Below are 23079 nucleotides of genomic sequence, written 5' to 3' on the forward strand. Positions count from 1 at the left end.
CCCACGAGGTCTGGGTGTGCCGACGGTCGAGCAGCGGATCGCGGTACGCCTGGTCGGCCGCCTTGCGGAACGCACGGTCATCGACGCGCTGGTCGCCGAACACGATCGGCAGGGTCGGCGGTGTGGGCGCATCGCGCGGCGGCGCCGGTGCGGCGGATGGTGGCGTGGGACGCTCGCCATGCCGCTCCTGCGCCAGCGCGCCGTCCGTGCCGGTCCACAGCATCACGGCCAGCAACAGCGGCGCAGCAGCCGACAGGCGCGCACGCAGGGTGCGGAACACGATCTCCAGATCCCAGGCCTCGATCTGCGTGCGCCGGTTGAGGTACAGGCCGAAACCCGCACCCACGTAGAACGGCTCCACCACGCTGATCGCCGCCCACGCCAGCGCATTCCACCCCAGCTTCAGCCATGCCGGCCATTCCGTCGCCAGCATCCCGAACGCCGCCTGCATGCTGTCCGGCAGCAGGTCCTGCGGCAGGTACATCACCACCGCCGCCACGCCGCCCAGCAGCAGCGCGGTTTCGAAGTGCAGGCACACCAGCGTCAGCAGGATCGCCGTGCCGTAGGCCTGCCCGGCCAGTATCCGGCGACGCTGGCGCAGGCGTTCGCCCTGCACCCCCTCCAGCAGGTCGATCGGCAGGTACAGCGAGCGCACCGGCGACAGTCGCCGCCACGTCAGCAGATGCGGCCACGGGCGCACGCCCCACGATGCCTGCGCGCGCAGCGTCTCGCGCGTGCCCGGCACGCTGCCGAACACCGCGCGCGAGATGACGTACAGCGGGATGCGGTCGAAGGCCGGCTTTAGCCACCACATGAGCGCGGCCGCCAGCCAGAACTGGTCGATCCACCACGCACCGAGATTCAGCAGCGCGAACACCGGCAGTGTCAGCCACCACCAGGGCTTCCAGATGGCGCCTGCATGCCGGCGCACCAGCGCCATGCCCAGCTCCACGGCCTCCCAGTCCGAACGCGCGCGCAGCCGGACGGTCAGCTGCTCAATCCGCATCGGCCACCCCGCGTCCGCCGAAACCCAGCCACACCGCCACCAGCGTCCACAGCACGCCCGACACGCTGTACTTCACCGCCGCGGGAATGGACTGCGTCGACGACCAGAACGCCTCGATGAAGGCCGCCACCAGCAGCATGAAGGCCACGCCGAGGCACAGCCGTGCGCCTTTGGCGCCGGCACTGGCCAGCGCATCCACGCGCCGCCGTCGCCCGGGCGCGATCAGCCCCAGCCCCAGTCGCAGGCCGGCGCCACCGGCCAGCACGATGGCGGTCAGTTCGAACGGCGCATGCCCGCACACGAACCGCCATAGCGGATCGCCATAGCCGATCTGCTGCAGGTGGCCGAACACCGTGCCGATGCCCACGCCGTTGACCACCAGCACGAACAGCGCACCCACGCCCGCCAGCAGGCCGCCGGCGAAGGTGCGCAGGCCGATGCTGATGTTGTTCCAGATGTACACGCCGAACATCTGCCAGTCGCTGCCGCTCTCGCGCCCCAACGCATGGCGCGCATCGCTGGGGTCGTACATGCGCTCGTACATGGCCACCTGCTCGGGCGAGGCCAGGCTGTACACCAGCTCCGGCCGGACCTGCAGCAGCACGAACATCAGCACCAGCGGCCCCACGAACACCACCGCGGCCACCGTCATGCAGCCGGCCTCGCTGCGCACCAGCCGAGGGAAATCCGCCAGCAGGAAACGCACCGCGTGCTGCCAGCGCGGCGGCGGCGTGCGGTACAGCACGCCATGGCCCTGCTGCATCAGCGCCTGCAGCCGGTCCACCACCACCGGGCTGTAGCCGCGCCGGCGCGCCAGCGCCAGGTGCTGGCAGATGCGCCGGTAGCGTGCGGGCACGTCCTCGTCGGTCAGCACGCCGTTGTTGCGCTCATGGCGCGCGCGGCGTGCGCTGCCACCGCGCGCCTGCAGCCAGGATTCGAAGGCCACCCATTCGGCCTGGTGGCGGGCGACGAACTGCTCCTGCCTCATCGCCGTCCCAACAGCCAGTTGGCCATGCCGTACAGGCGCTGCACGCCCACCTGTCCGCGCGCGCCGGTGACCGGCTCGGCCAGGTTGGCCAGTTCCTCCTGCCGGGCAGGCGTGAGCCGCGGCGCGCGTTCGCCGAAGGCGACGATGGCGCCCTGTTCTTCCGGCGACAGCCGAGCCGGCGGCACGAACACGGTATTGACCGGCGCCGGCGCGTGTTCGCGCTCGCCTCCGGCATGCACCACCAGCGTGCCCGCCACCATGTCGCCCAGCCGGCGCGCGTGCGGATCGGCCAGGCAGGCGACCAGGCCGGCGGCATAACCGAACGGCAGCATGTCCACCGTGCGCAGCAGGTTGCGCGTGATCGCGGCCAGCCAACCCACCGGAGCGCCATCGGCCGACACCACCCGCAGGCCGAGCGCCTTCTTGCCCGGCGTCTGCCCGCGCCAGACCGACTCCAGCACGATGGGGTAGGCCCAGAACACCAGGAACAGGCCGATCAGGTACAGGCCTTCGCCCACCTTGCCCAGCATCGCCAGCACCATGCCCATCAGCATCAGCACACCGATCCGGATGGCCAGGTCGATGCCCCACGCCAGCGCGCGCGGCACCGGGCCGGCGGCGGGCAGGTGCAAACCCACGCCTTCGGGCGTGACGACTTCGCGGTAGGTGTCCAGCATCAGGCGAGCACCCGGCGACGTCCCGCCTGCATGGGCAGGGTGGCCGCGCTGCATCCGATGTGGTTGAAGTGGTGTGTTCCGCTGTCCATGCGCCGTCCCCGTGCCCGGCGACTTTAGCCGGCCGCGCCAGACTTGCCCAGCCGCACTAGACTGCGCGTCATCGTGGACACCGTCTTTCATTGCCGCACCGGCTGCGGGGCCTGCTGCACCGCCCCCTCGATCACCTCGCCCATCCCCGGCATGCCGTACGGCAAGCCGGCAGGCGGGCCGTGCGTGCAACTGGATGAGGCGCTGCGCTGCCGGTTGTTCGGACGGCCGGAACGACCGGCGTTCTGCGCCACGCTGAAGCCCGGCCCCGACATGTGCGGGGCCAGCCGGCAGGAGGCGATGGCGCTGCTGGCCGCGCTTGACCGCGCGACCGCCCCCTGACCTCGCGATTCCGTCATCCCACCGGCGTGGAGATCCACCACGTGGTGCCGCCGGCATCGCGGAAGCCGCCGCGGCGATCGCCGTCGCCCTTTTCCTGCGGCGCCTGCACCGGCGTGGCGCCGGCCGCCAGCGCGCGCGACCACGTGGCGTCGACATCCGGCACGTACAGGTGCACATGGCTGGCGACGGGCGGCCAGCCGTCCATGCCGTCGGCCAGCATCAGCACCGTGTCGTCGATGCGGACTTCGGCATGGCCCAGCCGCTCGCCCATCGGGTGCATGCGCAGCGGCTGGGCATCGAATACGACGGTGAGGAAATCGATCGTGCGCTGCGCGCCGTCGACCACCAGGTACGGGGCCACCGAGGTGTAGCCGTCCGGTTTCCAGGCCATGCGGGTCTCCCAGGCGGCGCGGAGCGCGCCACGCCCATCATGCCGCGGGCGATGTTGGCTGCAGGTAACGGTCCTTCAGCTTGACGTAGTGGCCGGCCGAATAATGCAGGCTCTCGATTTCCTTCTCGGTCAGGGCACGCGCGAAGCGGGCGGGATTGCCCAGCCACAGCTCGGCCTCGCCGACGACCTTGCCCGGGCCCAGCACCGCACCCGCGCCGAGGAAACCGTACTTCTTGACCGTCGCGCCGTCGAGGATGCAGGCGCCCATGCCGATCAGGCACAGGTCCTCGATGGTGCAGGCATGGATGATGGTGCCGTGGCCGATGGTGACGTCCGCGCCGATCAGCGTGGGATAGCCTGCCTTGTTGTACGGGCTGTGATGGCTGACGTGGACGATGGTCCCGTCCTGCACGTTGGTGCGCGCACCCACGCGGATGACGTTGACGTCGCCGCGCAGGATGGTGCCCGGCCAGATGGAGACGTCCTCGGCCAGCTCGACATCGCCGATCACGGTGGCCGCCGGATCGACGTAGACCCGCGGGCCCAGGACGGGAAAGCGGCCAAGATAGGGGCGCAGGGCGGTCAGAGTGTCGGTCATGCGCGGATTGTAGTGCGCCCGCTCGCAAGGGAAGGCATACACTCGGGCCATGACGACCTTCCCGCACGCCACCACGACCGCCGCGAACGCCGCCATCACCGCCGCCAACGCGGCGATCTCGGCCGCCTCCACGACGGCGCCGGCCGACCCCGGCTCCCCCGCCTCCGCAGCCGGCGGCCCGCTGCGCGACACGCCCGTGTCCGATCTCGCGCCCACCCTGGACCGGCTGCGCCGGGCCTGGCAGGCACGCAAGCCGGACTACGACCAGCGCCGCGACGACCTGCACCGCCTGCGCGATGCATTGAAGCGGCGACTGCCGGAGATGGCCGACACGGTCGCGGCCGACTTCGGCCACCGCTCGCGGCACGAGTCGCTGATCGCCGACGGCATGACGGTGCTCAACGAGATCGACCACCTGGCCTCGCACCTGCGCCGCTGGATGAAGCCGCGCCGCGTGGGCGTGGGCTGGCGCTTCTGGCCGGCGCGCGCGGAAGTGCGGCAGGCGCCGGTCGGCGTGGTCGGCGTGATCTCGCCATGGAACTATCCGGTCAACCTGGCGCTGATCCCGCTGGCCACCGCCATCGCCGCCGGCAACCACGTCTACCTGAAGCCCTCCGAGCACACGCCGCGCACGACCGCGTTCCTGCGTTCGCTGTTGGCCGAAGTGTTTCCGCTGGAACGGGTCGCCGTGGCCGCCGGTGGCGCCGAGGTGGCGGGCGCGTTCGCCGCACTGCCCTTCGACCATCTGGTGTTCACCGGCTCGACCGCGGTGGGCCGCAAGGTGATGGCCGCGGCCGCGCCGAACCTGACACCGCTGACCCTTGAACTGGGCGGCAAGTCGCCGGCCATCGTCTGCGACGACTATCCGGTGGAACAGGCCGCGGCGCGTCTGGCCACGGGCAAGTGGTTCAACGGCGGACAGACCTGCATCGCCCCCGACTATGTGCTGCTGGTGGGCCGCAGCCGGCGCGACGCGCTGGTGCAGGCCCTGCGCGAGCAGGTGGCCGCGCGCTACGGCGACCTGTCCGATGCCGGCGACTACACCCGCATCATCAACGACGGCCAGTTCGCGCGGCTCGACGGCTATCTGGAGGATGCCCGCCAGCGCGGACACGAGGTGGTCCCGCTCGCCGCCCACCACGACCGCGCGCAGCGCCTGTTCGCACCGGCCCTGGTGCTGGAGCCGGGCGACGAAGCGAAGGTGATGCAGGACGAGATCTTCGGCCCCATCCTGCCGATCCGCACCGTCGCATCGCTGGACGAGGCCATCGCCTACATCAATGCGCACGACCGTCCGCTGGCGCTGTATCCCTTCAGCCACGACCGCAAGCGGGTGGAGAGGATCCTGCACAGCACGCTGGCCGGCGGGGTGACCGTCAACGACACGGTGCTGCACTTCGGCATCAATGCGCTGCCGTTCGGCGGCATCGGGCCCAGCGGCATGGGCGCCTACCACGGGCGAGCCGGCTTCGACGCGATGAGCAAGGCGCTGCCGGTGCGGTGGCAGCCGCGGCGCGCGGGCAGCGACCTGCTGAAGCCGCCGTACTCCAAGGTCGCGCGGTTCATCGACTTCATCATCCGCTGAGGCACGGCGGCATCCCCGAAGGCGGGTCCGCACGACCGTCCCCCCCCCTCTCCGCGGGAGGGCATGAGGGCGGACCCGTACCGCCATCCCGCGATCCAAGGACAACATCTGTCCGCAGCCTCGTCGAGAATCGCCTTTCCCGTTCGTCGGACGGGAAGACGCCCCCCTGACGGACCGCCATGTCGAACGTGAACCCGCCCGCCAAAGCCACCCGCCGCGAATGGATCGGGCTGGCCATCATCGCCCTGCCCTGCATGGTCTATGCGATGGACCTGACCGTGCTGAACCTGGCGCTGCCGGCGATCAGCGCCGAACTGGACCCCAGCGCCAGCCAGCTGCTGTGGATCGTCGACGTGTACGGCTTCCTGGTGGCCGGTTTCCTGATCACCATGGGCACACTGGGCGACCGGATCGGCCGGCGCAGGCTGCTGCTGATCGGGGCGGCGGCATTCGCGGCCGCCTCGGTGATCGCCGCCTTCTCGCGCAGCGCGGAAATGCTGATCGCGATGCGCGCCCTGCTGGGCGTAGCCGGCGCCACGCTGGCGCCGTCGACGATGTCGCTGATCCGCAACATGTTCCATGACGAGCACGAACGCCAGTTCGCCATCGGCGTGTGGATCGCAGCGTTCTCGGTCGGCGGCGCGATCGGCCCGCTGGTCGGCGGCCTGCTGCTGCAATGGTGGTGGTGGGGCGCGGCGTTCCTCGCCGCGGTGCCGGTGATGGTGCTGCTGTTGCTGCTGGGGCCGAAGCTGCTGCCCGAATACCGCGATCCGGACGCCGGCGCGCTCGATCCGCTCAGCATGGTGCAGTCGCTGTTCTCGGTGCTGGCGGTGGTCTACGGGCTGAAACGCATCGCGGAGTACGGCACCGATGCGCGCGGCATCGCCGTGCTGCTGGTCGGCCTCGCGCTGGGTGTGCTGTTCGTGCGCCGGCAGAAGCATCTGGCCTATCCGTTCCTGGACGTGACCCTGTTCCGGCGGCCGGCGTTCTCGGCAGCCATCGTCGCCTATGCGCTGGCGGGCCTGTCGATGATGGGCGTGTACATCTTCATGACCCAGTACCTGCAGCTGGTACTGGGCCTGACGCCGCTGCAGGCCGGCATCGCGACCGTGCCGTGGTCGCTGTGCTTCACCGTCGGATCGCTGCTGGCGCCGCGACTGGCGCGGCACTGGGGCGCGCGCCGGGTGATGGTGCGCGGCCTGCTGCTCGCGGCAGTCGGCTTCGGCATCACGGCCCTGGTGGTGCCGCCGTACGGGTTGTGGATCCTGATCGCGGGCATGCTGGCGATGAGCCTGGGCATGGCGCCGGTGTTCACGGTGGGCAACGAGCTGATCATCACCACCGCACCGGCGGAACGTGCCGGGGCGGCCTCCGCGCTGGCCGAGACCAGCGCCGAACTCAGCGGCGCACTCGGCATCGCCGTGCTGGGCAGCCTGGGCATGCTGGCGTACCGGCTGTGGCTGGATCCCGCCCTGCCCACCTCACTCGCCGACGCCGACACGACCCGCGCGTTGTCCACGCTGGGCGGCGCGGTGGCCGTGGGGGGCGAACTCGGCGGGGCGGCCGGCATGGCTGTCGTCGACACCGCACGGACCGCTTTCACCGGCGCCATGCGCGCGATCGCCGGGTTCGGCATGGCGATGATGCTGCTGGCCGCCTGGATGGCCGCGCGCCTGATGCGCGATGGCGAAGGTGAGGCGCACGTCGCCGTCGTGGCCGAAGACGCCGCGGGCGCCTGACCGTCCCGCTGGCTTAGAATCGCCGCCATGAAAATCGCCAGCTGGAACGTCAATTCGCTCAACGTGCGCCTGCCGCACCTCACCCAGTGGCTGGGCACGTTCGCGCCGGACATCGTGGGCCTGCAGGAAACCAAGCTGGAGGACCACCGCTTCCCCGACACCGCACTGGCGGAACTGGGCTACCGCAGCGTGTTCGCCGGACAGAAGACCTACAACGGCGTGGCGCTGCTGGCACGCGAGGCCATCGGCGACGTGCAGGTGGGCATCCCGGGTTTCGAGGACGAACAGAAGCGGGTCATCGCCGCGACGGTGGGCGAGGTGCGCGTCGTCAACCTGTACGTGGTCAACGGCCAGGACGTGGGCACCGACAAGTACGCCTACAAGCTGCGCTGGCTGGACGCGGTGCACGACTGGCTGGCCGCCGAGCTGCAGACGCATCCGAAGCTGGTGGTGATGGGCGACTTCAACATCGCGCCGGACGACCGCGACGTGTTCGACCCCAAGGTGTGGAACGACGACCATATCCTCACCTCCACCGCCGAGCGCGCGGCGCTGCAACGGCTGTACGCGCTGGGCCTGCACGATGCCTTCCGCCTGCACAGCGACGAAGCCAATGTCTACAGCTGGTGGGACTACCGGATGGGCGGCCTGCGCCGCAACCTGGGCCTGCGCATCGACCTGACGCTGGTGTCCGATGCGTTGCGCGGACACGCGGTGGAATCGGGCATCGACCGCGAGCCGCGCACCTGGGAGCGCCCCAGCGACCATGCGCCCGCATGGGTACGACTGGGTGGTTGAACCACGCCTGCTGCGCTGGCGCCGAACGAGCAAAGGCCCGGCTTTCGCCGGGCCTTTGCATTGCCACGGGCCTTGGGTGCGTCTCGAACGCGCACGCGGCCGCAGCGGAACCGTTACCTCGCGCGCCCGCGGGTGAACAGGTTGACGATCAGCAGCAGGATCACCGCGCCGATCAACGAGGCGAGCAGCCCCATTACACTGAAGTCACCGCTGTTGACGGTGCCGGCACCGAGCAGCGGCGCGATCAGCCAGCCGCCCAGGAAGGCACCCACGATACCCACGACGATGTTGAGAATGATGCCCTGCTGTGCATCGCGCTTCATGATGATGCTGGCGAGCCAGCCGATGACGCCACCCACCACTAACCAGATAATGATGCCCATAAGACGCTCCATGGTTGAAGGACTGCATCCCGCGGGGGATGCAACCATTAGGCGACGCGGCCTGTGAAACGCTTGTTAGTACGCGGACCGCACGTCGCGCGCCTGTGCCGCAGTGCAAAAAGGCCGGCTGCGCACCGCCCCGGCAGTGCGATGAGGCGCGCGCGCGCGTGACCTGGCGCGACGCACCCGCCGACTGGCGCCACGACGGCATTGCGATGTGGCTGCTGCCGCATGCCCCGCGGCAGCGCGGCGAACCGCAGGCACGCGAATCACTGGCGCATACGCTGGGCTTCGCACCTGAAACGCTGCCCATCACCCGCGACGCGCAGGGGCGGCCGCACTTCATCGCACCGCTGCACCATCTGGAAACGGGCTGGAGCCACAGCGGCGAGGCGCTGCTGCTGGCGCTGGGCGAAGACATCGAACTGGGCGTCGATATCGAACGCCTGCGTCCGCGCCCACGTGCGATGGATCTGGCGGAGCGCTTCTACCATCCCGAGGAGACCGCCTGGTTGCGCGGCTTCGACGACGACGATGCCCGCCTGCTGGCCTTCGTCCGCCTCTGGTGCATCAAGGAGGCGGTGCTGAAGGCCCACGGCCAGGGCATTTCGTTCGGCCTGCATCGCTTCCATGTCGCCCTGGACGAAGCGACCCCGCGCCTGGCCACGTGCGATCCCGGCCTGGGACGCCCCGACGACTGGTACCTGCACGAATGGGCGCCCCGGCCGGGCTACCGCGCCGCGCTGGCCTGGCACCCGCGGGGGCGGCGCGAAGGCCTGCGATAATGCGGCGATGAACGACACCGCCTTTCCCGCCGATCTGCGCGAGACCCTGCATCGCGGACTGCTTGCGCTCGGCGTGGACGCCGACGCGCTGGCGCCGCGCCTGCTGGCCTACCTGGCCCTGCTCGACCGCTGGAACAAGACCTACAACCTCACCGCGATCCGCGATCCGCGCGAGATGGTCACCCGCCACCTGCTGGACTCGCTGGCGATGCATCCGTTCGCCGACGACCTCGCCGCGCGCGGCGGCGCGCTGGCCGACCTCGGCACCGGCCCGGGGCTGCCCGGCATTCCGCTGGCCATCGCCAAGCCCGGCCTGCGCGTCACCCTGGTCGAGAGCAACGGCAAGAAAGCGCGCTTCCTGCGCGAAGCGGTACGCACGCTCACGCTGGACAACGCCCGCGTGGCCGAGGCGCGTGCCGAGGCGCTGGACGAACCACAGGCCTACGACGCGCTGACCGCGCGCGCGCTGGACGTGCTGGCCGGGATCATCGAGGTCGGCGGCCACCTGCTGAAACCCGGCGGCACGCTGCTGGCGATGAAGGGCGTGCGACCTGACGAGGAGATCGCCGCCCTGCCCGCCGGCTGGTCGGTGGCCACCGTCGAACCGCTGACCGTGCCCGGCCTGGTCGGCGAGCGCCACATGGTCGTCATCCGCCGCGACTGAACCGCGCACCCCGTCGGTGCGTGCGGTGTAACTCCTTGATATGACTGACCGTGACCGCGCCCCGCCGCACAGGCGCGTGCGCGGATGACCGGATATGCCCCCTGTTGTCCGTTGGGACGATTTCGCACGCCCGCTCCAGAGCCCGCATAATCCCCCATCCACCCCGTAACCGATAAGGCGCCCTCGCATGGCCCGCATCATTGCCATTGCCAACCAGAAAGGCGGAGTCGGCAAGACCACCACCGCGGTGAACCTGGCGGCTGCGCTGGCGCGTGCGCCGCAACGCGTGCTGCTGGTGGACCTGGATGCGCAGGGCAATGCGACGATGGGCAGCGGTGTGGACAAGCGCGAGGTCGAGGCCTCGACCTGCGACGTGCTGCTGGGCGAAGTGGAGGCCAGGGCCGCGGTGGTGACCACCGCCGAGGGCTTCGACCTGATGCCGGGCAACATCGACCTGACCGCGGCGGAGATCCAGCTGATGGAATCCGACGGCCGCGAGCAGCGCCTGAAGACCGCGCTGGAAAGCCTGCGCGGGGACTACGACTTCATCATCATCGACTGCCCGCCGGCGCTGTCGCTGCTGACGCTCAATGCGCTGACCGCCGCCGATTCGGTGCTGGTGCCGATGCAGTGCGAGTACTACGCCCTGGAAGGCCTGTCCGCGCTGATGGAAACCATCGAGGCGCTGCGCGCGCGCCTGAACCCGGGCCTGGAGATCGAAGGCGTGCTGCGCACGATGTTCGACATCCGCAACAACCTGGCCAATGCCGTCTCCGGCGAACTGACCACCCATTTCGGCGACAAGGTGTTCCGCACCATCGTGCCGCGCAACGTGCGCGTGGCCGAAGCGCCCAGCCACGGCCAGAGCATCGTCGGCTACGACCGCGCCTCGCGCGGCGGCGTGGCCTACATGGGCCTGGCCGGCGAGATCCTGCGCCGTGCCGCCGACCGCAAGAAGCAACAGCAGCACATGGAGCACGCGTGATGAGCGCCCCGAAGAAGCGCGGCCTGGGTCGCGGACTGGAAGCCCTGCTCGGCCCGAAGGCCGCCGAGACGCCCCCGCCGGAAGCCCAGCCGGGCGAAGCGCTGCGCACCCTGCGGGTGCAGCAGCTGCAGCCGGGCAAGTACCAGCCGCGCATGCAGATGGATGCCTCCAAGCTCACCGAGCTGGCGGAATCGATCAAGGCGCAGGGCGTGATCCAGCCGATCGTCGTGCGCGAGCTGTCGCCGGGCAAGTTCGAGATCGTCGCCGGCGAGCGCCGCTGGCGCGCCTCGCAGGAAGCCGGCCTGGCCGAAGTGCCGGTGGTCGTGCGCGAACTGGACGACCGCACCGTCATCGCGATGGCGCTGATCGAGAACATCCAGCGCGAGGACCTCAATCCGCTGGAAGAGGCGCAGTCGCTGCAGCGCCTGATCAACGAATTCTCGCTGACCCATGCCGAAGCCGCCGAGGCCGTCGGCCGTTCGCGCGCCGCGGTGTCCAACCTGCTGCGCCTGCTGGAACTGCCGCCGGCCATCCGCGCCCTGCTGGAAGCCCGCCGTCTGGAAATGGGCCACGCCCGCGCCCTGCTGACGCTGTCGCCGGACCTGGCCAGCAAGCTGGCCTCCGACGCCGCCGAACAGGGCTGGTCGGTGCGCGAGGTCGAACACCGCGCGCAGCAGTTCGCCGCCGGCAAGGTGCCGGTCAACGGCAAGAAGGCCAAACCGGCCAAGGCCGCGCCGCAGCCGGACATCGCTTCGCTGGAAACCGAGCTGTCCGAAAGCCTGGGCACCCGCGTGACCATCGCCCACGGCCGCGGCGGCAAGGGCAAGCTGATCATCCAGTACACCGACCTGGACACGCTGGACGGCGTGCTGGAGCGCCTGCGCCCGAAGGGCTGAGGCCGGATCCCTGTAGGAGCGACGTCAGTCGCGAGCGCACGTCTTCCGTTCCCGCATCCCCGGACCTTGCGGCAAGAGCGCGGCATGTCCTCCTGCATCGCCGCGATCGATCAGGTCGTCCGGATCGCCAGGCCCCACGGTCGCGACTGACGTCGCTCCTACAGAAAGCGCGGCCCCTGTGCCTGCATTACCATCCGGTTTCCGCTTCCACCGGATGCCTGCCTTGAACCTCCGCATCGCCGCCCTCCTGCTCGCCTGCGCTCCGTTGCACGCGCTCGCCTTCGCGCCCTCCGACGCCGACAAGCGCTTCCAGGCGATCTACGAGAAGGAATGGACCTGGCGGCAGGAGCAGACCGGCCAGGCCGATGAGGACACCGACACCAGCGGCGACAACACCCGCCTGCCCGACGTGGGCGCCGCGGCGCAGCAGGCGCGGCTGAAGGTCTGGGAGCAGGTGCTGAAGGACCTGGACGGGATCGACCCGGCCCGACTCTCGGCCGAGAACCGCATCAACCTGGCCATCTACCGTCCGCAGGTGGAAAACCTGGCGGCGGAAGTGCGCCTGCGCGCCTACGAGATGCCGTTCAATTCCGATTCCTCGTTCTGGTCGAACCTGTCCTTCATGGCGCGCCGGCAGATGAAGACGGCCGACGACTACCGCGCCTATGCGGCACGCCTGCGCGACGTGCCCCGCCACTTCGACCAGCACATCACCAACATGCGCGCCGGCCTGGCACGCGGCTTCACCGTGCCGCGCGCGGTGCTGGACGGCCGCGACGTGTCGATCGCCGCGGTGGCGGAGCTGAAGGATCCGGAGCAGTCCGCCTTCTATGCACCGTACAGGAAGATGCCCGCCCGCATTCCCGCGGCGGAGCAGGAAGCGCTGCGGAAGGAGGCGCGCGTGGCGATCAGCGAGCGGGTGGTTCCCGCGTTCGGCACGCTGCTGGCGTTCTTCCGCACCGAATACGTGCCGAAGGCCCGCACCACGCTGGCGGCCGAAGCGATGCCGGGCGGCAAGGACTTCTACGCCCAGCAGATCCGCGAATACACCACGCTGGACCTCAGCGCCGAGCAGATCCACCAGATCGGCCTGGAAGAAGTCGCGCGCATCCGGGCCGAGATGCAGGAAGTGATCGAGCAGTCCGGCTTCAAGGGAACGTTCGCCGAGTTCCTGACCTTCCTTCGCACCGATCCGCAGTTCTACGCCAAGACGCCGCAGCAACTGCTCGACCGCGCGGCGTGGATCTCCAAGCGCGTGGACGGCGAGGTCGGCAAGTTCATCGGCACGCTGCCGCGCGGGCGCTTCACCATCGTCGAGGTGCCGGCCGCCATCGCGCCGTTCTGGACGGCCGGCCGGGGCGGACTGGGCACGTACTGGCTGAACACCTACGACCTGCCCTCGCGCCCGCTGTACAACCTGCCGGCGCTGACGCTGCACGAATCCTCGCCCGGCCACTCGCTGCAGGCCGCGCTGGCGCAGGAACAGGGCGAACAGCCCGCCTTCCGCCGCGACAACTACATCTCCGCCTATGGCGAAGGCTGGGCGCTGTACACCGAGAAGCTGGGCAAGGAGATGGGCATCTACGAGACGCCCTACGAGGATTTCGGCCGCCTGACCTACGAGATGTGGCGCGCCGCGCGCCTGGTGATCGACACAGGCGTGCACCACAAGGGCTGGAGCCGCGACCAGGCCCTGGCCTACCTGCGCGACCACACTGCCCTGTCCGAGCACGAGGTGACCACCGAGGTCGACCGCTACATCTCCTGGCCTGGGCAGGCGCTGAGCTACAAGCTGGGCGAGATCGCCATCGTCCGCCTGCGGGCCGAGGCCGAGCGCGAACTGGGTCCGAAGTTCGACATCAAGGCCTTCCACGACGCCGTGCTGAAGCAGGGCTCGGTGACCCTGCCGGTGCTGGAAAGCCAGATCCGCGCCTTCATCGCCGCCAGCAAGGCCGGCCCGGCCAAGGCGGCCGCGGCCGCACCGTGATCCGATAGGGTGGGCCCCGGCCCACCTCGCCTTCCAGCCGCCGAGACGCGCCGATGTCGGGCCGAGGCCCGACCTACGCTGGGCAGGCGGGCTTCGGCCCACCGTGCCGCCCGCCCTAAGTGCTTGCGACACAAGGGAAACCCCGGCATAATGCGCGGCTCGCTGTGTCCGGCCTGGCCGGATCTGCGGCCGGAAGCGCGATTCCGGCTTGGGTCAGCAGCGGTTTTCCTGCCGTATCGCGTGGTGTCCGACCTGCCCTGCAGGCCGTCCATCGGGCCGCCGTCCCCCAGGCTATGGGCGACACAATTACTTATCGAGGTGCGTATGTCCCGCGTATGCCAAGTGACCGGCAAGCGTGTGATGACGGGTAACAACGTCAGCCACGCCAACAACAAGACCCGTCGTCGTTTCCTGCCCAACCTGCACGAGCGCCGCTTCTGGGTCGCCAGCGAAAACCGCTGGGTCAAGCTGAAAGTGTCCGCGCACGCGCTGCGCACCATCGACAAGAACGGCATCGACTCCGTTCTGGCCGAGCTGCGCGCGCGCGGCGAGAAGATCTGAGGAGTAATCGAACATGGCATCCAAGCGCGACAAGATCCGTCTGATCTCCTCGGCCAACACCGGCCACTTCTACACGACGGACAAGAACAAGAAGAACACCCCGGGCAAGATGGAAATCAAGAAGTACGACCCGGTCGTGCGCAAGCACGTGATCTACAAGGAAGGCAAGATCAAGTGACGCAACGGCGCATTCGCGTACGCGCGAATGCCTGTGCCGTTGCGTCATCCCGGCGGCTTTCAACAGCCGAAAGGCTGGTCAAGCCGGGATCCAGTGCCTCTCAGGAAACCCCGCTCCGGCGGGGTTTCCTGTTTTCCGGAACTGGTGAACTCAGAAGCTGCCCCTCATCCGCCCCCCGTATCGAGTACGGGACGGGCTCTCCGGGCGCCTTCTCCCCGCAAGCAGGGAGAAGGATTCGGTGGCGGGTTTTCATTTGCCCGTCCGCCTGCGCAGAATCAGGGCATCCCCTTCCCCGGACACCCGCACCGCATGGACTGGTCCCTCGGCACCGCGCTGCTGATAGTCGACTGGCTGATCCGGCTGGCGGCGCTGTGGTGGATCCCCAGCCGGACCACGCCGGCCGCGGCGCGCAGCTGGCTGCTGCTGGTGGGCTTCGTGCCGCTGCTCGGCCTGCCGCTGTACCTGTTGCTGGGGCATCCCTGGCTTTCGCGTGAGCGTGTCGCGCGGCAGGCGCGCGCCTCCGATGTGATCCGCGAGGAACAGCGCCCGCTCAGTGCCCTGCGCTGGACCCCGCGCGACGGTGCCGCGGCCGAGATGGCCCCGCTGATCGAACGCCAGGGCGCCTTCATGCCCACGCATGGCAATGCGGTGACGCTGCTGGATGACTACGACGCGTCGCTGCGTGCGCTGCTGGACGACATCGGCGCGGCCACCCGGCAGGTGCACCTGCTGTACTACCTGATGTTCGACGACCCGGTGGGCGAAGCCGTCACGTCCGCGCTCTGCGCGGCCGCCGCGCGCGGCGTGACCTGCCGCGTGCTGCTGGATGCCGTGGGCGCCAAGCGCGGGCTGCGCGCATACCGCGCCCGCCTGCGCGCAGCCGGCGTGATGGTGCACGACATGCTGCCGGGCGGCCTGCGCTGGCGGCGCAGCGGCCGGATGGACCTGCGCAACCACCGCAAGGTCGCAGTGATCGACAACCGCATCGGCTACGTGGGGTCGCAGAACCTGGCGGAGGCCACGTTCGTGGCGGGCCATCCGAATCGCGAGCTCGTCGCGCGCGTGCAGGGGCCGGTGGTCTCGCACCTGGAAGGCGTGTTCGCCAGCGACTGGTACATCGAGACCGGGGAACGGCTGGACGTACGTCCCGACCTGTCCGTGCAGCCGCAGGATGTGGCCACGCAGCTGCTGCCCAGCGGACCCGCCTACCCCTTCGAGAACGCGCGCGACACCGTCAACGCGCTGATCCACCTGGCGCGCCACAAGGTGGTGCTGACCACGCCCTACTTCGTGCCCGACGACGCCACGCTCAGCGCACTGCGGATCGCGGCGCTGTCGGGCGTGGACGTGCAGCTGGTGCTGTCGGCCACCAACAACCAGACGCTCACCGCGTGGGCGCAGCAGTCGTACTACGCCGAGCTGCTGGCCTGCGGGGTGAAGATCGCGCTGTACCGGCCGCACTTCCTGCATGCCAAGCACCTGACGGTGGACGACGGCATCGCCCTAGTCGGCTCGATCAACCTGGACATCCGTTCGTTCGCGCTGAATGCGGAGATCGGACTGGTCTGCTACGACGCCGGCCTGGTGGCGCGCATCCGCGCGATCGAAGCCGACTACCTGGCGCATGCCGATGTCGTGCAGGCCGAAGCCTGGCGACGGCGCCCCGGGTGGCAACGCAGCCGCGAAGGCATCGCACGGCTCGCCGATTCGCTGATGTAGCCCGGCTACCGGGCCGATCCGGCGCATTCGCTACAATGCGCGCATGAGCGAAGACACCCCGACCGCCCCGCTGCCGCCCTGCGACCTGGCGATCATCGGCGGCGGCGCCGGGGGCGTGCTGGTGGCGATGCAGGCGTTGCGCCAGGCCACGGCGCCGCTGCGCATCGTGATGATCGAGCCACGCAGCGTGCTGGCGCAGGGCGTGGCCTATGCGACGACGCATGGCGAGCACCTGCTCAACGTGCCGGCGGTCCGTATGAGCGCGTTCGACGACCGTCCCGAGGACTTCCTGGACTACGTGGGCGCCACCACGCCGCCGGGCGGTCCGGAGCGCGCGTCGCTGGCGCACGCCTTCATCGAACGCCGTCGCTACGGCGAGTACCTGCGCGTACGCCTGGCCGAGGCCATCGCCGCGCGTCCGGCGCAGCTGCAGGTCGTCCACGACCGCGTCGCCGAACTCGAGCCGCGGACCGACGGCGCGACGCTGCGCCTTGCCCGGCATGGCGAGCTGCAGGCCGCGGGCGTCGTGCTCGCGGTCGGCAACACGCCCAAGCCGCTGCCCGCACGCGGCGCGCCGCAGCTGCCGGAAGGACGCTCGCTGGCGGCGTGGGACTTCGACGCCGTCAAGGCGATCCCGCGCGATGCCGACCTGTGCATCGTCGGCTCGGGCCTAAGCATGGTCGATACGGTGCTCAGCCTGGCCGAAAACGGCCATGCGGGCACGATCCATGACTGTCGCGGCACGCGTTGCTTCCGCTGCCGCATTGCCATGGCCGGGCCGCCACCTTCGACCCCGCCCCGCTGCAGGCGATGGACCTGCGCGCACGCCTGCGCTTCCTGCGTACCGCGGCGAAAGAGGCCATGGCCGACGGCCTGCCGTGGCAGTCGGTGATGGAGCGCATCCGCCCCCACGTGCAGGCACTGTGGCAGTCGCTGCCGCTGCCCGAGCAGCGGCGCTTCCTGCGCCACGGGGTACGCCAGTGGGACGTGCATCGCCACCGCATCGCGCCCGAGGTCCACGCCCGCCTGCAGTCGCTCGTCGCACGCGGCCAGCTGCGCCTGCATCGCGGCCGCCTGGACACGGTGATGGCCGAAGGCCCGCGCCTGCGCGTCAGCACCCATGCGCGCGACGGGCGCATCGATGAGTTTGATGTCGATTACGTAGTCAACGCCACGGGCGTGGAAATGCGTGCGCAGACGATGCGCAATCCGCTGCTGCACGACCTGCTGCGCAAGGGCCACGCCCAGACCGGGCCGCACGGCATCGGCCTGAAGGCGGCGCGCGACGGCCGCATGGTCGATGCGCACGGACAGCCGCAGCCCCGCGTGTTCATCCTCGGCAGCCTGCGTATCGGCTGCATCTGGGAAAGCATCGCTATCCCGGAACTGCGCGGCCAGGCCGACACCGCCGTGCGCGGCCTGCTGGCCCCGCCCGCCGCCTGACCGCACGCCGCCGGACCGGCCGCACAGTACACTCGGCGGCGGGTTGAGCGCCGGGAGAGGGCGTTGGTTTCCAGCTGGATCCTGCTGTTGGTGTCCATCGGCTATGCCGCACTGCTGTTCGGCGTGGCGTGGTGGGGCGACCGCCGCCCGATGTACCCCGACCGCCCGTGGCTGCGCCCGGTGGTCTACAGCCTTGCGCTGGCGGTGTACTGCTCGTCGTGGACATTCTACGGCGCGGTCGGCAGCGCGGTGCGCAACGGCCTGGGCTACCTGCCGATCTACCTGGGACCGCTGCTGCTGCTGCTGTTCGGCTGGCGCATCATCGAGCGGCTGGCGCTGATCGCGCGCAGCGAGAACACCGTTTCCATCGCCGACTTCATTTCCTCGCGCTACGGCCGCTCGCGTCGGCTGGCCGCGCTGGTCACCGTCATCGCCCTAATCGGCGTGGTGCCCTACCTGGCCCTGCAGTACAAGGCCGTGGCGATGAGCCTGAGCGTGCTCAGCGGCGACGGCGGCGATAGCGCCCATGGCTTCTTCACCGACCCTGCGCTGTACGTGGCACTGCTGATGGCGCTGTTCGCCGCGCTGTTCGGCACCCGCCAGGTGGACGCCACCGAGCACCACCACGGCATGATGCTGGCGATCTCGCTGGAATCGGTGGTCAAACTGGTGGCGATGATCGCGGTGGGCGTGTTCGCCTACCTGTGGCTGGGCGACAACGCCTTCCGCGTCACCAACTCCGCACGCACGCTGTTCGAGAATGCGCCGCCGGTAGGCTTCATCGCACAGACTCTGCTGGGCTTCCTGGCCATCGTCTGCCTGCCGCGCCAGTTCCACGTGGCGGTGGTGGAATGCAGCGACGTGGGCGACATCCGCAAGGCACGCTGGCTGTTCGGCGGCTACCTGGTACTGTTTTCGCTGATGGTGGTCCCGGTGGCGGCCGCAGGCGCGTCGCTGTTCGGCGGCACCAGCGTGGCCGACGACAGCTACGTGCTGGCGCTGCCGCTGGCCGAGGGGCGCACCGCATTGGCGATCATCGCCTACGTGGGCGGCTTCTCGGCGGCGACCGGCATGGTGATCGTGGCCAGCATCGCGCTGGCGACGATGGTCAGTAACGACCTGATCATGCCGGTGCTGCTGCGACGCGGCTGGGCCGAGCACCACGCCGAGGCCGATGTGGCCTCGCGCGTGCTGTGGATCCGCCGCGTGGCGATCCTGTTGCTCGCCCTGACTGCGTATTCCTACTACCGCAGCAGCAGCAACGACAGCACGCTGGCCTCGTACGGATTGATGGCATTCGCGGCGGTGGCGCAGTTTGCGCCGGGCCTGATCGGTGGACTGTACTGGCGCGGTGCCAGCCGGCGTGGGGTGGAGGCCGGCATGGTGCTGGGCTTCGCGACGTGGATCTACACCCTGCTGCTGCCGACGATGACGCAGGCCGGCTGGTTCGGCATGGCGTGGCTGCACGACGGTCCCTTCGGCATCCACTGGCTGCGCCCGCAGCAGCTGTTCGGCCTGAGCGGCTGGGACACGCTGACCCACGGCACGTTCTGGTCGCTGCTGATCAACACCGGCACGATGATGATCGTCTCCGCGCGCTCGCGTCCCGGCGTGGACGAGCGTCTGCGCGCCGCGCCCTTCCTCGACCCGTATGCGCAGCGGCCCGCGCTGGTGGCCGGCGAATGGCCCGGCAGCGTGCGCGTGGGCGACCTGCGTACCCTGGCCGAACGCGTGGTCGGCGAACGGCATGCGCGCCGCGCCTTCGCCGAGCAGGCGCAGCTGCTGGAACGCGAGCTGCAGCCCAACGCGCCCGCCGACCGCGCCTGGGTGCAGTTCACCGAGCGCCTGCTGGCCGCCGCCATCGGCGCCGCCTCCGCGCGCATCGTGCTGACCAGCGTGCTGCGCGGCTCGGGCATGGAACTGGGCGAAGTGGTCGCCGTGCTGGACCAGGCGGGGCAGGAGCTGCGCTTCAACCGCGAGATCTTGTCCACCACGCTGGAGAACATCAGCGCCGGCGTCAGCGTGGTGGACCCGGACATGCGGCTGGTGGCCTGGAACCGGCGCTACCAGCAGATGTTCGGCTACCCCGACGGCATGCTGTACGTGGGACGCCCGGTCGCGGACCTGATCCGCTACAACGCCGAGCGCGGCGAACTGGGCGAGGGCGACGTGGATGCGCAGATCGACAAGCGCATCCGCTACATGCGCGCGGGCTCTCCGCATATCTTCGAGCGCGTGCGCGCGGACGGGCAGGTGATCGAGATGCGCGGCCAGCCGCTGCCCGGCGGCGGCTACGTCACCAGCTACAACGACATCACCGACTTCAAGCGCGCCGAAGCCCTGCTGCTGGAGACCAACGAAACGCTGGAACAGCGCGTGGCCGAGCGCAGTGAGGCCGCGGAGCACGCACAACAGTCGCGCACGCGTTTTCTGGCCGCGATCAGCCACGACGTGCTGCAGCCGCTGAACGCGGCGCGCCTGTTCGTCAGCGCACTGCGCGACAGCGAGCAGGGCGACGATGCGCAGGCACAGGAACGCAAGCACCTGAGCGAACGCGTGGACGCCTCGCTGCGCGCGGCCGAGGAACTGCTCGACGGCCTGCTGGATGTATCGCGCCTGGACGCCGGCGGCCTGCACACCCAGATCAGCGACTTCGATGTCGGTGAACTGCTGCGCGAACTGGCCGCGCAGTACGCGCCCGTCGCCGCGGGCCGTGGCCTGCAACTGCGCGTACACGCACGCACGGTACCGGTACGCAGCGACCGCCGCCTGCTGCGCCGGGTACTGCAGAACTTCCTGGCCAACGCGCTGCGTTACACGCGCGAAGGCCGCATCGTGATCGGCATGCGGGTACGCGGCGACCACGTCGCGCTGCAGGTCTGGGACACCGGGCCCGGCATTCCCGAAAACCACATGCGGCAGATCTACGACGAGTTCCACCGCTACCAGCAGCCGTTCGACTGGGGCGAGCGCGGCCTGGGCCTGGGGCTGTCGATCTGCCAGCGCATCTCCCGGTTGCTGCAGCACGAGCTGGATGCGCGCAGCACGGTGGATCACGGCAGCATGTTCTCCATCGTGGTCCCGCGCGGCAGCCAGCTGAGCGAACGCCGCGCCTCGACGCGACGCGGCACCTTGGCCAGCGACTCCCTGGCCGGCTTGCGTGTGCTGTGCGTGGACAACGACCGCGAAATCATCGACGGCATGCAGGCGCTGCTCGGCCGCTGGCAGGTGGAGGTTATCCCCGCCACCACCGTGGACGAGGCCTTGCAGAAGATCGCCGAAGGCCCGTCGGTGATGCTGGTGGACTCCCACCTGCACGACCGCCTGGACGGCCTGGCCACGCTGGATGCGCTGCGCGCCGCCAGCCCCGGCCCCATCGCCGGCGCCCTGCTCACCGCCGACGGCCGCGACGAACTGAAGCGCGAAGCCCGCGAGCGCGGCTACCGCCTGCTCACCAAACCCGTGAAGCCCGCCTCGCTACGCGCCTTCCTCGCCGCCCACCACGTCCCCCTCCAACTCCCTGCCCTAGACTGAAGCCGGATACCACCCCGACATGGGGGTGATAAACCAATAACAGGTCGCTTTACGCTGATAAAACCTTCCAAGAAGTCCGACCAGTCAAGCAAGCGGCGATTCAGTTCATTGATTTACAAAGGAAACAATATTGACGCACCTCTGCGAACGGCTGAATACTCGGCGCTATCACCCCTTTTTGGGGTCTACTAGGTGTTAGGCCCCGTATGAAAGATCTCTCCGAGCTGGACAACTCGTTACGACAAGTGATCTCGGTCCAAGACGCATACCGAGTCATGGAGCACTTCGTCAGCGCTTATCTCGCACGTGGCGACACCTCGGTATCGGACTTTCTGTTTTGCTATGCAGGCCTTACTGCTCCTGGTCAAACCACCGATCCGGCTGCTATCCACGACTTCCTTGAGTCAACGCGGTCTGTAGTTGCAAAATCCTCGCCAGGCGCCAGCGGTATCCGGGCCTAACAAATCATTCAAGCCGAACCCGCTTCGCGGGTCGGCTTAATTCTGGTGTTATGCGTGGGTAGATGTGTTGGTGTTGTCGGCTTCGGTGGTTCTGCGACTCCTACCGCATCGCAGACTTCGGCGTTGATCGCCCGCTGATCTGTCCGATTCGCTCGCGCTCCCCGACTTCGCTTCAATCGGCTTGGGACGCATCGCGTTCGCGCCGCTCGGCAAAGGATGGCTTCATGGCTTACGGATTTGCGGCGCTCGCGGCTTCGGCCTTTGCCGGCCTCGACCTCCTCCGTGCTGACGGACCGTTTCTCCGTGTTCCCGGGTATTGCGTGACCGTTGCGGGCCGCTTGCTTCGGGTTTACCTTGGCGCGCATAACAGTTCGTTCAAGCCGAACCCGCTTCGCGGGTCGGCTTAACTCAGGCGTTATGCGTGGGTAGGCGTATTGGTGTTGTCGGCTTCGGTGGTGTTGCAAACTCCGCTACGACGCTGGCTTCGGCGTTGATCGGTCGCTGACACGTCGGATTCACTGACGTTTCCCGGCTTCGCTTCACTCGGCTTCGGACGCATCACGTTCGCGCCGCTCGGCAACGGTTGGCTTCATGGCTTACGGATTGGCGGCGCTGTCAGCTTCGGTCCTTGCTGGCCTGGACCCGTGCCGTGCTGACGGATGCCTTATCCGTGCCCCCTGCTTTACCGTGCCCGTTGCGGGCCGCTGGCTTCGGGTTTACCTTGGCGCGCATAACAGTTCGTTCAAGCCGAACCCGCTTCGCGGGTCGGCTTAACTCAGGTGTTATGCGTGGGTTGGCGTATTGATGTTGTCGGCTTCGGTGACGCACTGACCTCGGTTGCATCGCGGGCTTCGGCGTTGGTCGTGCGTTGACTCATCCGGACCGCTGGCATTTCCGCACTTCGCTTCACTCGGCTTCGGATACATCGCGTTCGCGCCGCTCGGCACAGGAGGACTTCATGGCTTACGGATTGGCGGCGCTGTCGGCTTCGGCTTCTGCTGGCCTCGACCTGCTCCGTGCCTTCGGATGCTTTGTCCGTGCCGCCCACTCTTCCCGCCCCGTTGCGGGCTGCCGGCTTCGGGTTTACCTTGGCGCGCATAACAGTTCGTTCAAGCCGAACCCGCTTCGCGGGTCGGCTTAACTCAGGTGTTAGGCCCCAATGGATGCTTCCAAGCTAGTCGCAGAGGAACTCGCCAAAGATCTACTTGGCTCCCATCTGGATAGATATAGAAAGATTCTTTCTAAGTACGACCCGGACAAAGCCGCGCCGGT

The 23079-nt window shown here is 69.1% G+C and carries 18 protein-coding genes and 2 pseudogenes; 14 read left to right on the forward strand and 6 right to left on the reverse strand.

The annotated features are described in order from the left end of the window. From CSC76_RS15750 to CSC76_RS15760, 3 genes and pseudogenes are all read right to left on the reverse strand, one after another. Positions 1-1006: pseudogene (locus CSC76_RS15750) on the reverse strand (DUF4129 domain-containing protein); the annotation flags it as partial. Next, the gene (locus CSC76_RS15755) at positions 996-1994 is read right to left on the reverse strand and encodes a stage II sporulation protein M (RefSeq protein ID WP_162110927.1); all 999 of its coding nucleotides are present in this window, start codon (positions 1992-1994) and stop codon (positions 996-998) included. The pseudogene CSC76_RS15750 and the gene CSC76_RS15755, both read right to left, overlap by 11 nt. After that, a complete protein-coding gene (locus CSC76_RS15760) occupies positions 1991-2671 on the reverse strand; it encodes an RDD family protein (protein ID WP_162110928.1) in 681 nt (226 codons plus the stop codon). The genes CSC76_RS15755 and CSC76_RS15760 overlap by 4 nt, the downstream gene beginning before the upstream one ends. Before the next feature lie 162 nt (positions 2672-2833). Here CSC76_RS15760 and CSC76_RS15765 point away from each other — a divergent pair, with 162 nt between their 5' ends. Next, a complete protein-coding gene (locus CSC76_RS15765) occupies positions 2834-3100 on the forward strand; it encodes a YkgJ family cysteine cluster protein (RefSeq protein WP_162110929.1) in 267 nt (88 codons plus the stop codon). A gap of 13 nt (positions 3101-3113) precedes the next feature. Here CSC76_RS15765 and CSC76_RS15770 read toward each other — a convergent pair whose 3' ends face one another. Together CSC76_RS15770 and CSC76_RS15775 are read right to left on the reverse strand one after the other, a co-directional pair. Next, positions 3114-3491, reverse strand: a complete 378-nt coding sequence (locus tag CSC76_RS15770) for a VOC family protein (protein WP_162110930.1) — start codon at positions 3489-3491, stop codon at positions 3114-3116. 37 nt (positions 3492-3528) lie between these two features. After that, positions 3529-4089, reverse strand: coding sequence for a gamma carbonic anhydrase family protein (locus CSC76_RS15775; RefSeq protein WP_379605656.1), 561 nt, complete (start codon positions 4087-4089; stop codon positions 3529-3531). Positions 4090-4138: 49 nt separating this feature from the next. Between CSC76_RS15775 and CSC76_RS15780 the strand changes: the two genes are divergently transcribed. The 3 genes from CSC76_RS15780 to xth all read left to right on the forward strand — a co-directional run bounded on the left by CSC76_RS15780 (position 4139) and on the right by xth (position 8211). Beyond that, positions 4139-5674 carry a coniferyl aldehyde dehydrogenase gene (locus tag CSC76_RS15780; protein WP_162110931.1) on the forward strand — a complete coding sequence of 512 codons (1536 nt, stop codon included), beginning with the start codon at positions 4139-4141 and terminating at the stop codon, positions 5672-5674. Between the two features lie 179 nt (positions 5675-5853). Then, entirely contained in the window at positions 5854-7413 is a 1560-nt protein-coding gene (locus CSC76_RS15785; RefSeq protein WP_162110932.1) for an MFS transporter, read from the forward strand. A 27-nt stretch (positions 7414-7440) separates the two neighbouring features. Then, positions 7441-8211, forward strand: a complete 771-nt coding sequence (gene xth / locus CSC76_RS15790; protein ID WP_162110933.1) for an exodeoxyribonuclease III — start codon at positions 7441-7443, stop codon at positions 8209-8211. A gap of 113 nt (positions 8212-8324) precedes the next feature. Here the strand turns inward: xth and CSC76_RS15795 are convergent, their stop codons facing one another. After that, positions 8325-8594, reverse strand: a complete 270-nt coding sequence (locus CSC76_RS15795; protein WP_162110934.1) for a GlsB/YeaQ/YmgE family stress response membrane protein — start codon at positions 8592-8594, stop codon at positions 8325-8327. Positions 8595-8809: 215 nt separating this feature from the next. Between CSC76_RS15795 and CSC76_RS15800 the strand changes: the two genes are divergently transcribed. The 10 genes and pseudogenes from CSC76_RS15800 to CSC76_RS15845 all read left to right on the forward strand — a co-directional run bounded on the left by CSC76_RS15800 (position 8810) and on the right by CSC76_RS15845 (position 21346). Continuing rightward, positions 8810-9379, forward strand: a complete 570-nt coding sequence (locus CSC76_RS15800) for a 4'-phosphopantetheinyl transferase family protein (RefSeq protein WP_162110942.1) — start codon at positions 8810-8812, stop codon at positions 9377-9379. A 7-nt stretch (positions 9380-9386) separates the two neighbouring features. After that, entirely contained in the window at positions 9387-10043 is a 657-nt protein-coding gene (gene rsmG / locus CSC76_RS15805; protein ID WP_162110935.1) for a 16S rRNA (guanine(527)-N(7))-methyltransferase RsmG, read from the forward strand. A 187-nt stretch (positions 10044-10230) separates the two neighbouring features. Then, positions 10231-11028, forward strand: coding sequence for a ParA family protein (locus tag CSC76_RS15810; protein WP_162110936.1), 798 nt, complete (start codon positions 10231-10233; stop codon positions 11026-11028). After that, on the forward strand, positions 11028-11924 hold the full coding sequence (locus CSC76_RS15815; protein ID WP_162110937.1) for a ParB/RepB/Spo0J family partition protein: 897 nt from the start codon (positions 11028-11030) through the stop codon (positions 11922-11924). Before CSC76_RS15810 ends, CSC76_RS15815 begins: the two co-directional genes overlap by 1 nt. A 214-nt stretch (positions 11925-12138) precedes the next feature. Beyond that, entirely contained in the window at positions 12139-13911 is a 1773-nt protein-coding gene (locus CSC76_RS15820) for a DUF885 domain-containing protein (protein WP_162110938.1), read from the forward strand. Between the two features lie 324 nt (positions 13912-14235). Continuing rightward, entirely contained in the window at positions 14236-14472 is a 237-nt protein-coding gene (gene rpmB, locus CSC76_RS15825) for a 50S ribosomal protein L28 (protein ID WP_055939185.1), read from the forward strand. Between the two features lie 13 nt (positions 14473-14485). After that, the gene (gene rpmG, locus CSC76_RS15830) at positions 14486-14650 is read left to right on the forward strand and encodes a 50S ribosomal protein L33 (RefSeq protein ID WP_027070918.1); all 165 of its coding nucleotides are present in this window, start codon (positions 14486-14488) and stop codon (positions 14648-14650) included. 309 nt (positions 14651-14959) lie between these two features. Then, positions 14960-16369: a cardiolipin synthase gene (gene cls, locus CSC76_RS15835; protein WP_162110939.1), complete on the forward strand. Its 1410-nt coding sequence runs from the start codon at positions 14960-14962 to the stop codon at positions 16367-16369. A 43-nt stretch (positions 16370-16412) separates the two neighbouring features. Next, positions 16413-17812: pseudogene (locus tag CSC76_RS15840) on the forward strand (FAD/NAD(P)-binding protein). A gap of 63 nt (positions 17813-17875) precedes the next feature. After that, positions 17876-21346 (forward strand): hybrid sensor histidine kinase/response regulator, encoded by a 3471-nt coding sequence (locus CSC76_RS15845; RefSeq protein ID WP_162110940.1) that lies wholly within the window; start codon positions 17876-17878, stop codon positions 21344-21346. Positions 21347-23079 lie beyond the last annotated feature (1733 nt).

This window comes from Pseudoxanthomonas mexicana (assembly GCF_010093385.1).
Classification (GTDB): domain Bacteria; phylum Pseudomonadota; class Gammaproteobacteria; order Xanthomonadales; family Xanthomonadaceae; genus Pseudoxanthomonas_A; species Pseudoxanthomonas_A mexicana.

Excerpts from the sequence above, each read along its gene's own strand:
- CSC76_RS15755 (WP_162110927.1), bottom strand. The coding sequence starts at position 1,994 with ATGAGGCAGGAGCAGTTCGTCGCCCGCCACCAGGCCGAATGGGTGGCC.
- CSC76_RS15760 (WP_162110928.1), bottom strand. The coding sequence starts at position 2,671 with ATGCTGGACACCTACCGCGAAGTCGTCACGCCCGAAGGCGTGGGTTTG.
- CSC76_RS15770 (WP_162110930.1), bottom strand. The coding sequence starts at position 3,491 with ATGGCCTGGAAACCGGACGGCTACACCTCGGTGGCCCCGTACCTGGTG.
- CSC76_RS15775 (WP_379605656.1), bottom strand. The coding sequence starts at position 4,089 with ATGACCGACACTCTGACCGCCCTGCGCCCCTATCTTGGCCGCTTTCCC.
- CSC76_RS15780 (WP_162110931.1), top strand. The coding sequence starts at position 4,139 with ATGACGACCTTCCCGCACGCCACCACGACCGCCGCGAACGCCGCCATC.
- CSC76_RS15785 (WP_162110932.1), top strand. The coding sequence starts at position 5,854 with ATGTCGAACGTGAACCCGCCCGCCAAAGCCACCCGCCGCGAATGGATC.
- xth (WP_162110933.1), top strand. The coding sequence starts at position 7,441 with ATGAAAATCGCCAGCTGGAACGTCAATTCGCTCAACGTGCGCCTGCCG.
- CSC76_RS15795 (WP_162110934.1), bottom strand. The coding sequence starts at position 8,594 with ATGGGCATCATTATCTGGTTAGTGGTGGGTGGCGTCATCGGCTGGCTC.
- CSC76_RS15800 (WP_162110942.1), top strand. The coding sequence starts at position 8,810 with ATGTGGCTGCTGCCGCATGCCCCGCGGCAGCGCGGCGAACCGCAGGCA.
- rsmG (WP_162110935.1), top strand. The coding sequence starts at position 9,387 with ATGAACGACACCGCCTTTCCCGCCGATCTGCGCGAGACCCTGCATCGC.
- CSC76_RS15810 (WP_162110936.1), top strand. The coding sequence starts at position 10,231 with ATGGCCCGCATCATTGCCATTGCCAACCAGAAAGGCGGAGTCGGCAAG.
- CSC76_RS15815 (WP_162110937.1), top strand. The coding sequence starts at position 11,028 with ATGAGCGCCCCGAAGAAGCGCGGCCTGGGTCGCGGACTGGAAGCCCTG.
- CSC76_RS15820 (WP_162110938.1), top strand. The coding sequence starts at position 12,139 with ATGCCTGCCTTGAACCTCCGCATCGCCGCCCTCCTGCTCGCCTGCGCT.
- rpmB (WP_055939185.1), top strand. The coding sequence starts at position 14,236 with ATGTCCCGCGTATGCCAAGTGACCGGCAAGCGTGTGATGACGGGTAAC.
- rpmG (WP_027070918.1), top strand. The coding sequence starts at position 14,486 with ATGGCATCCAAGCGCGACAAGATCCGTCTGATCTCCTCGGCCAACACC.
- cls (WP_162110939.1), top strand. The coding sequence starts at position 14,960 with ATGGACTGGTCCCTCGGCACCGCGCTGCTGATAGTCGACTGGCTGATC.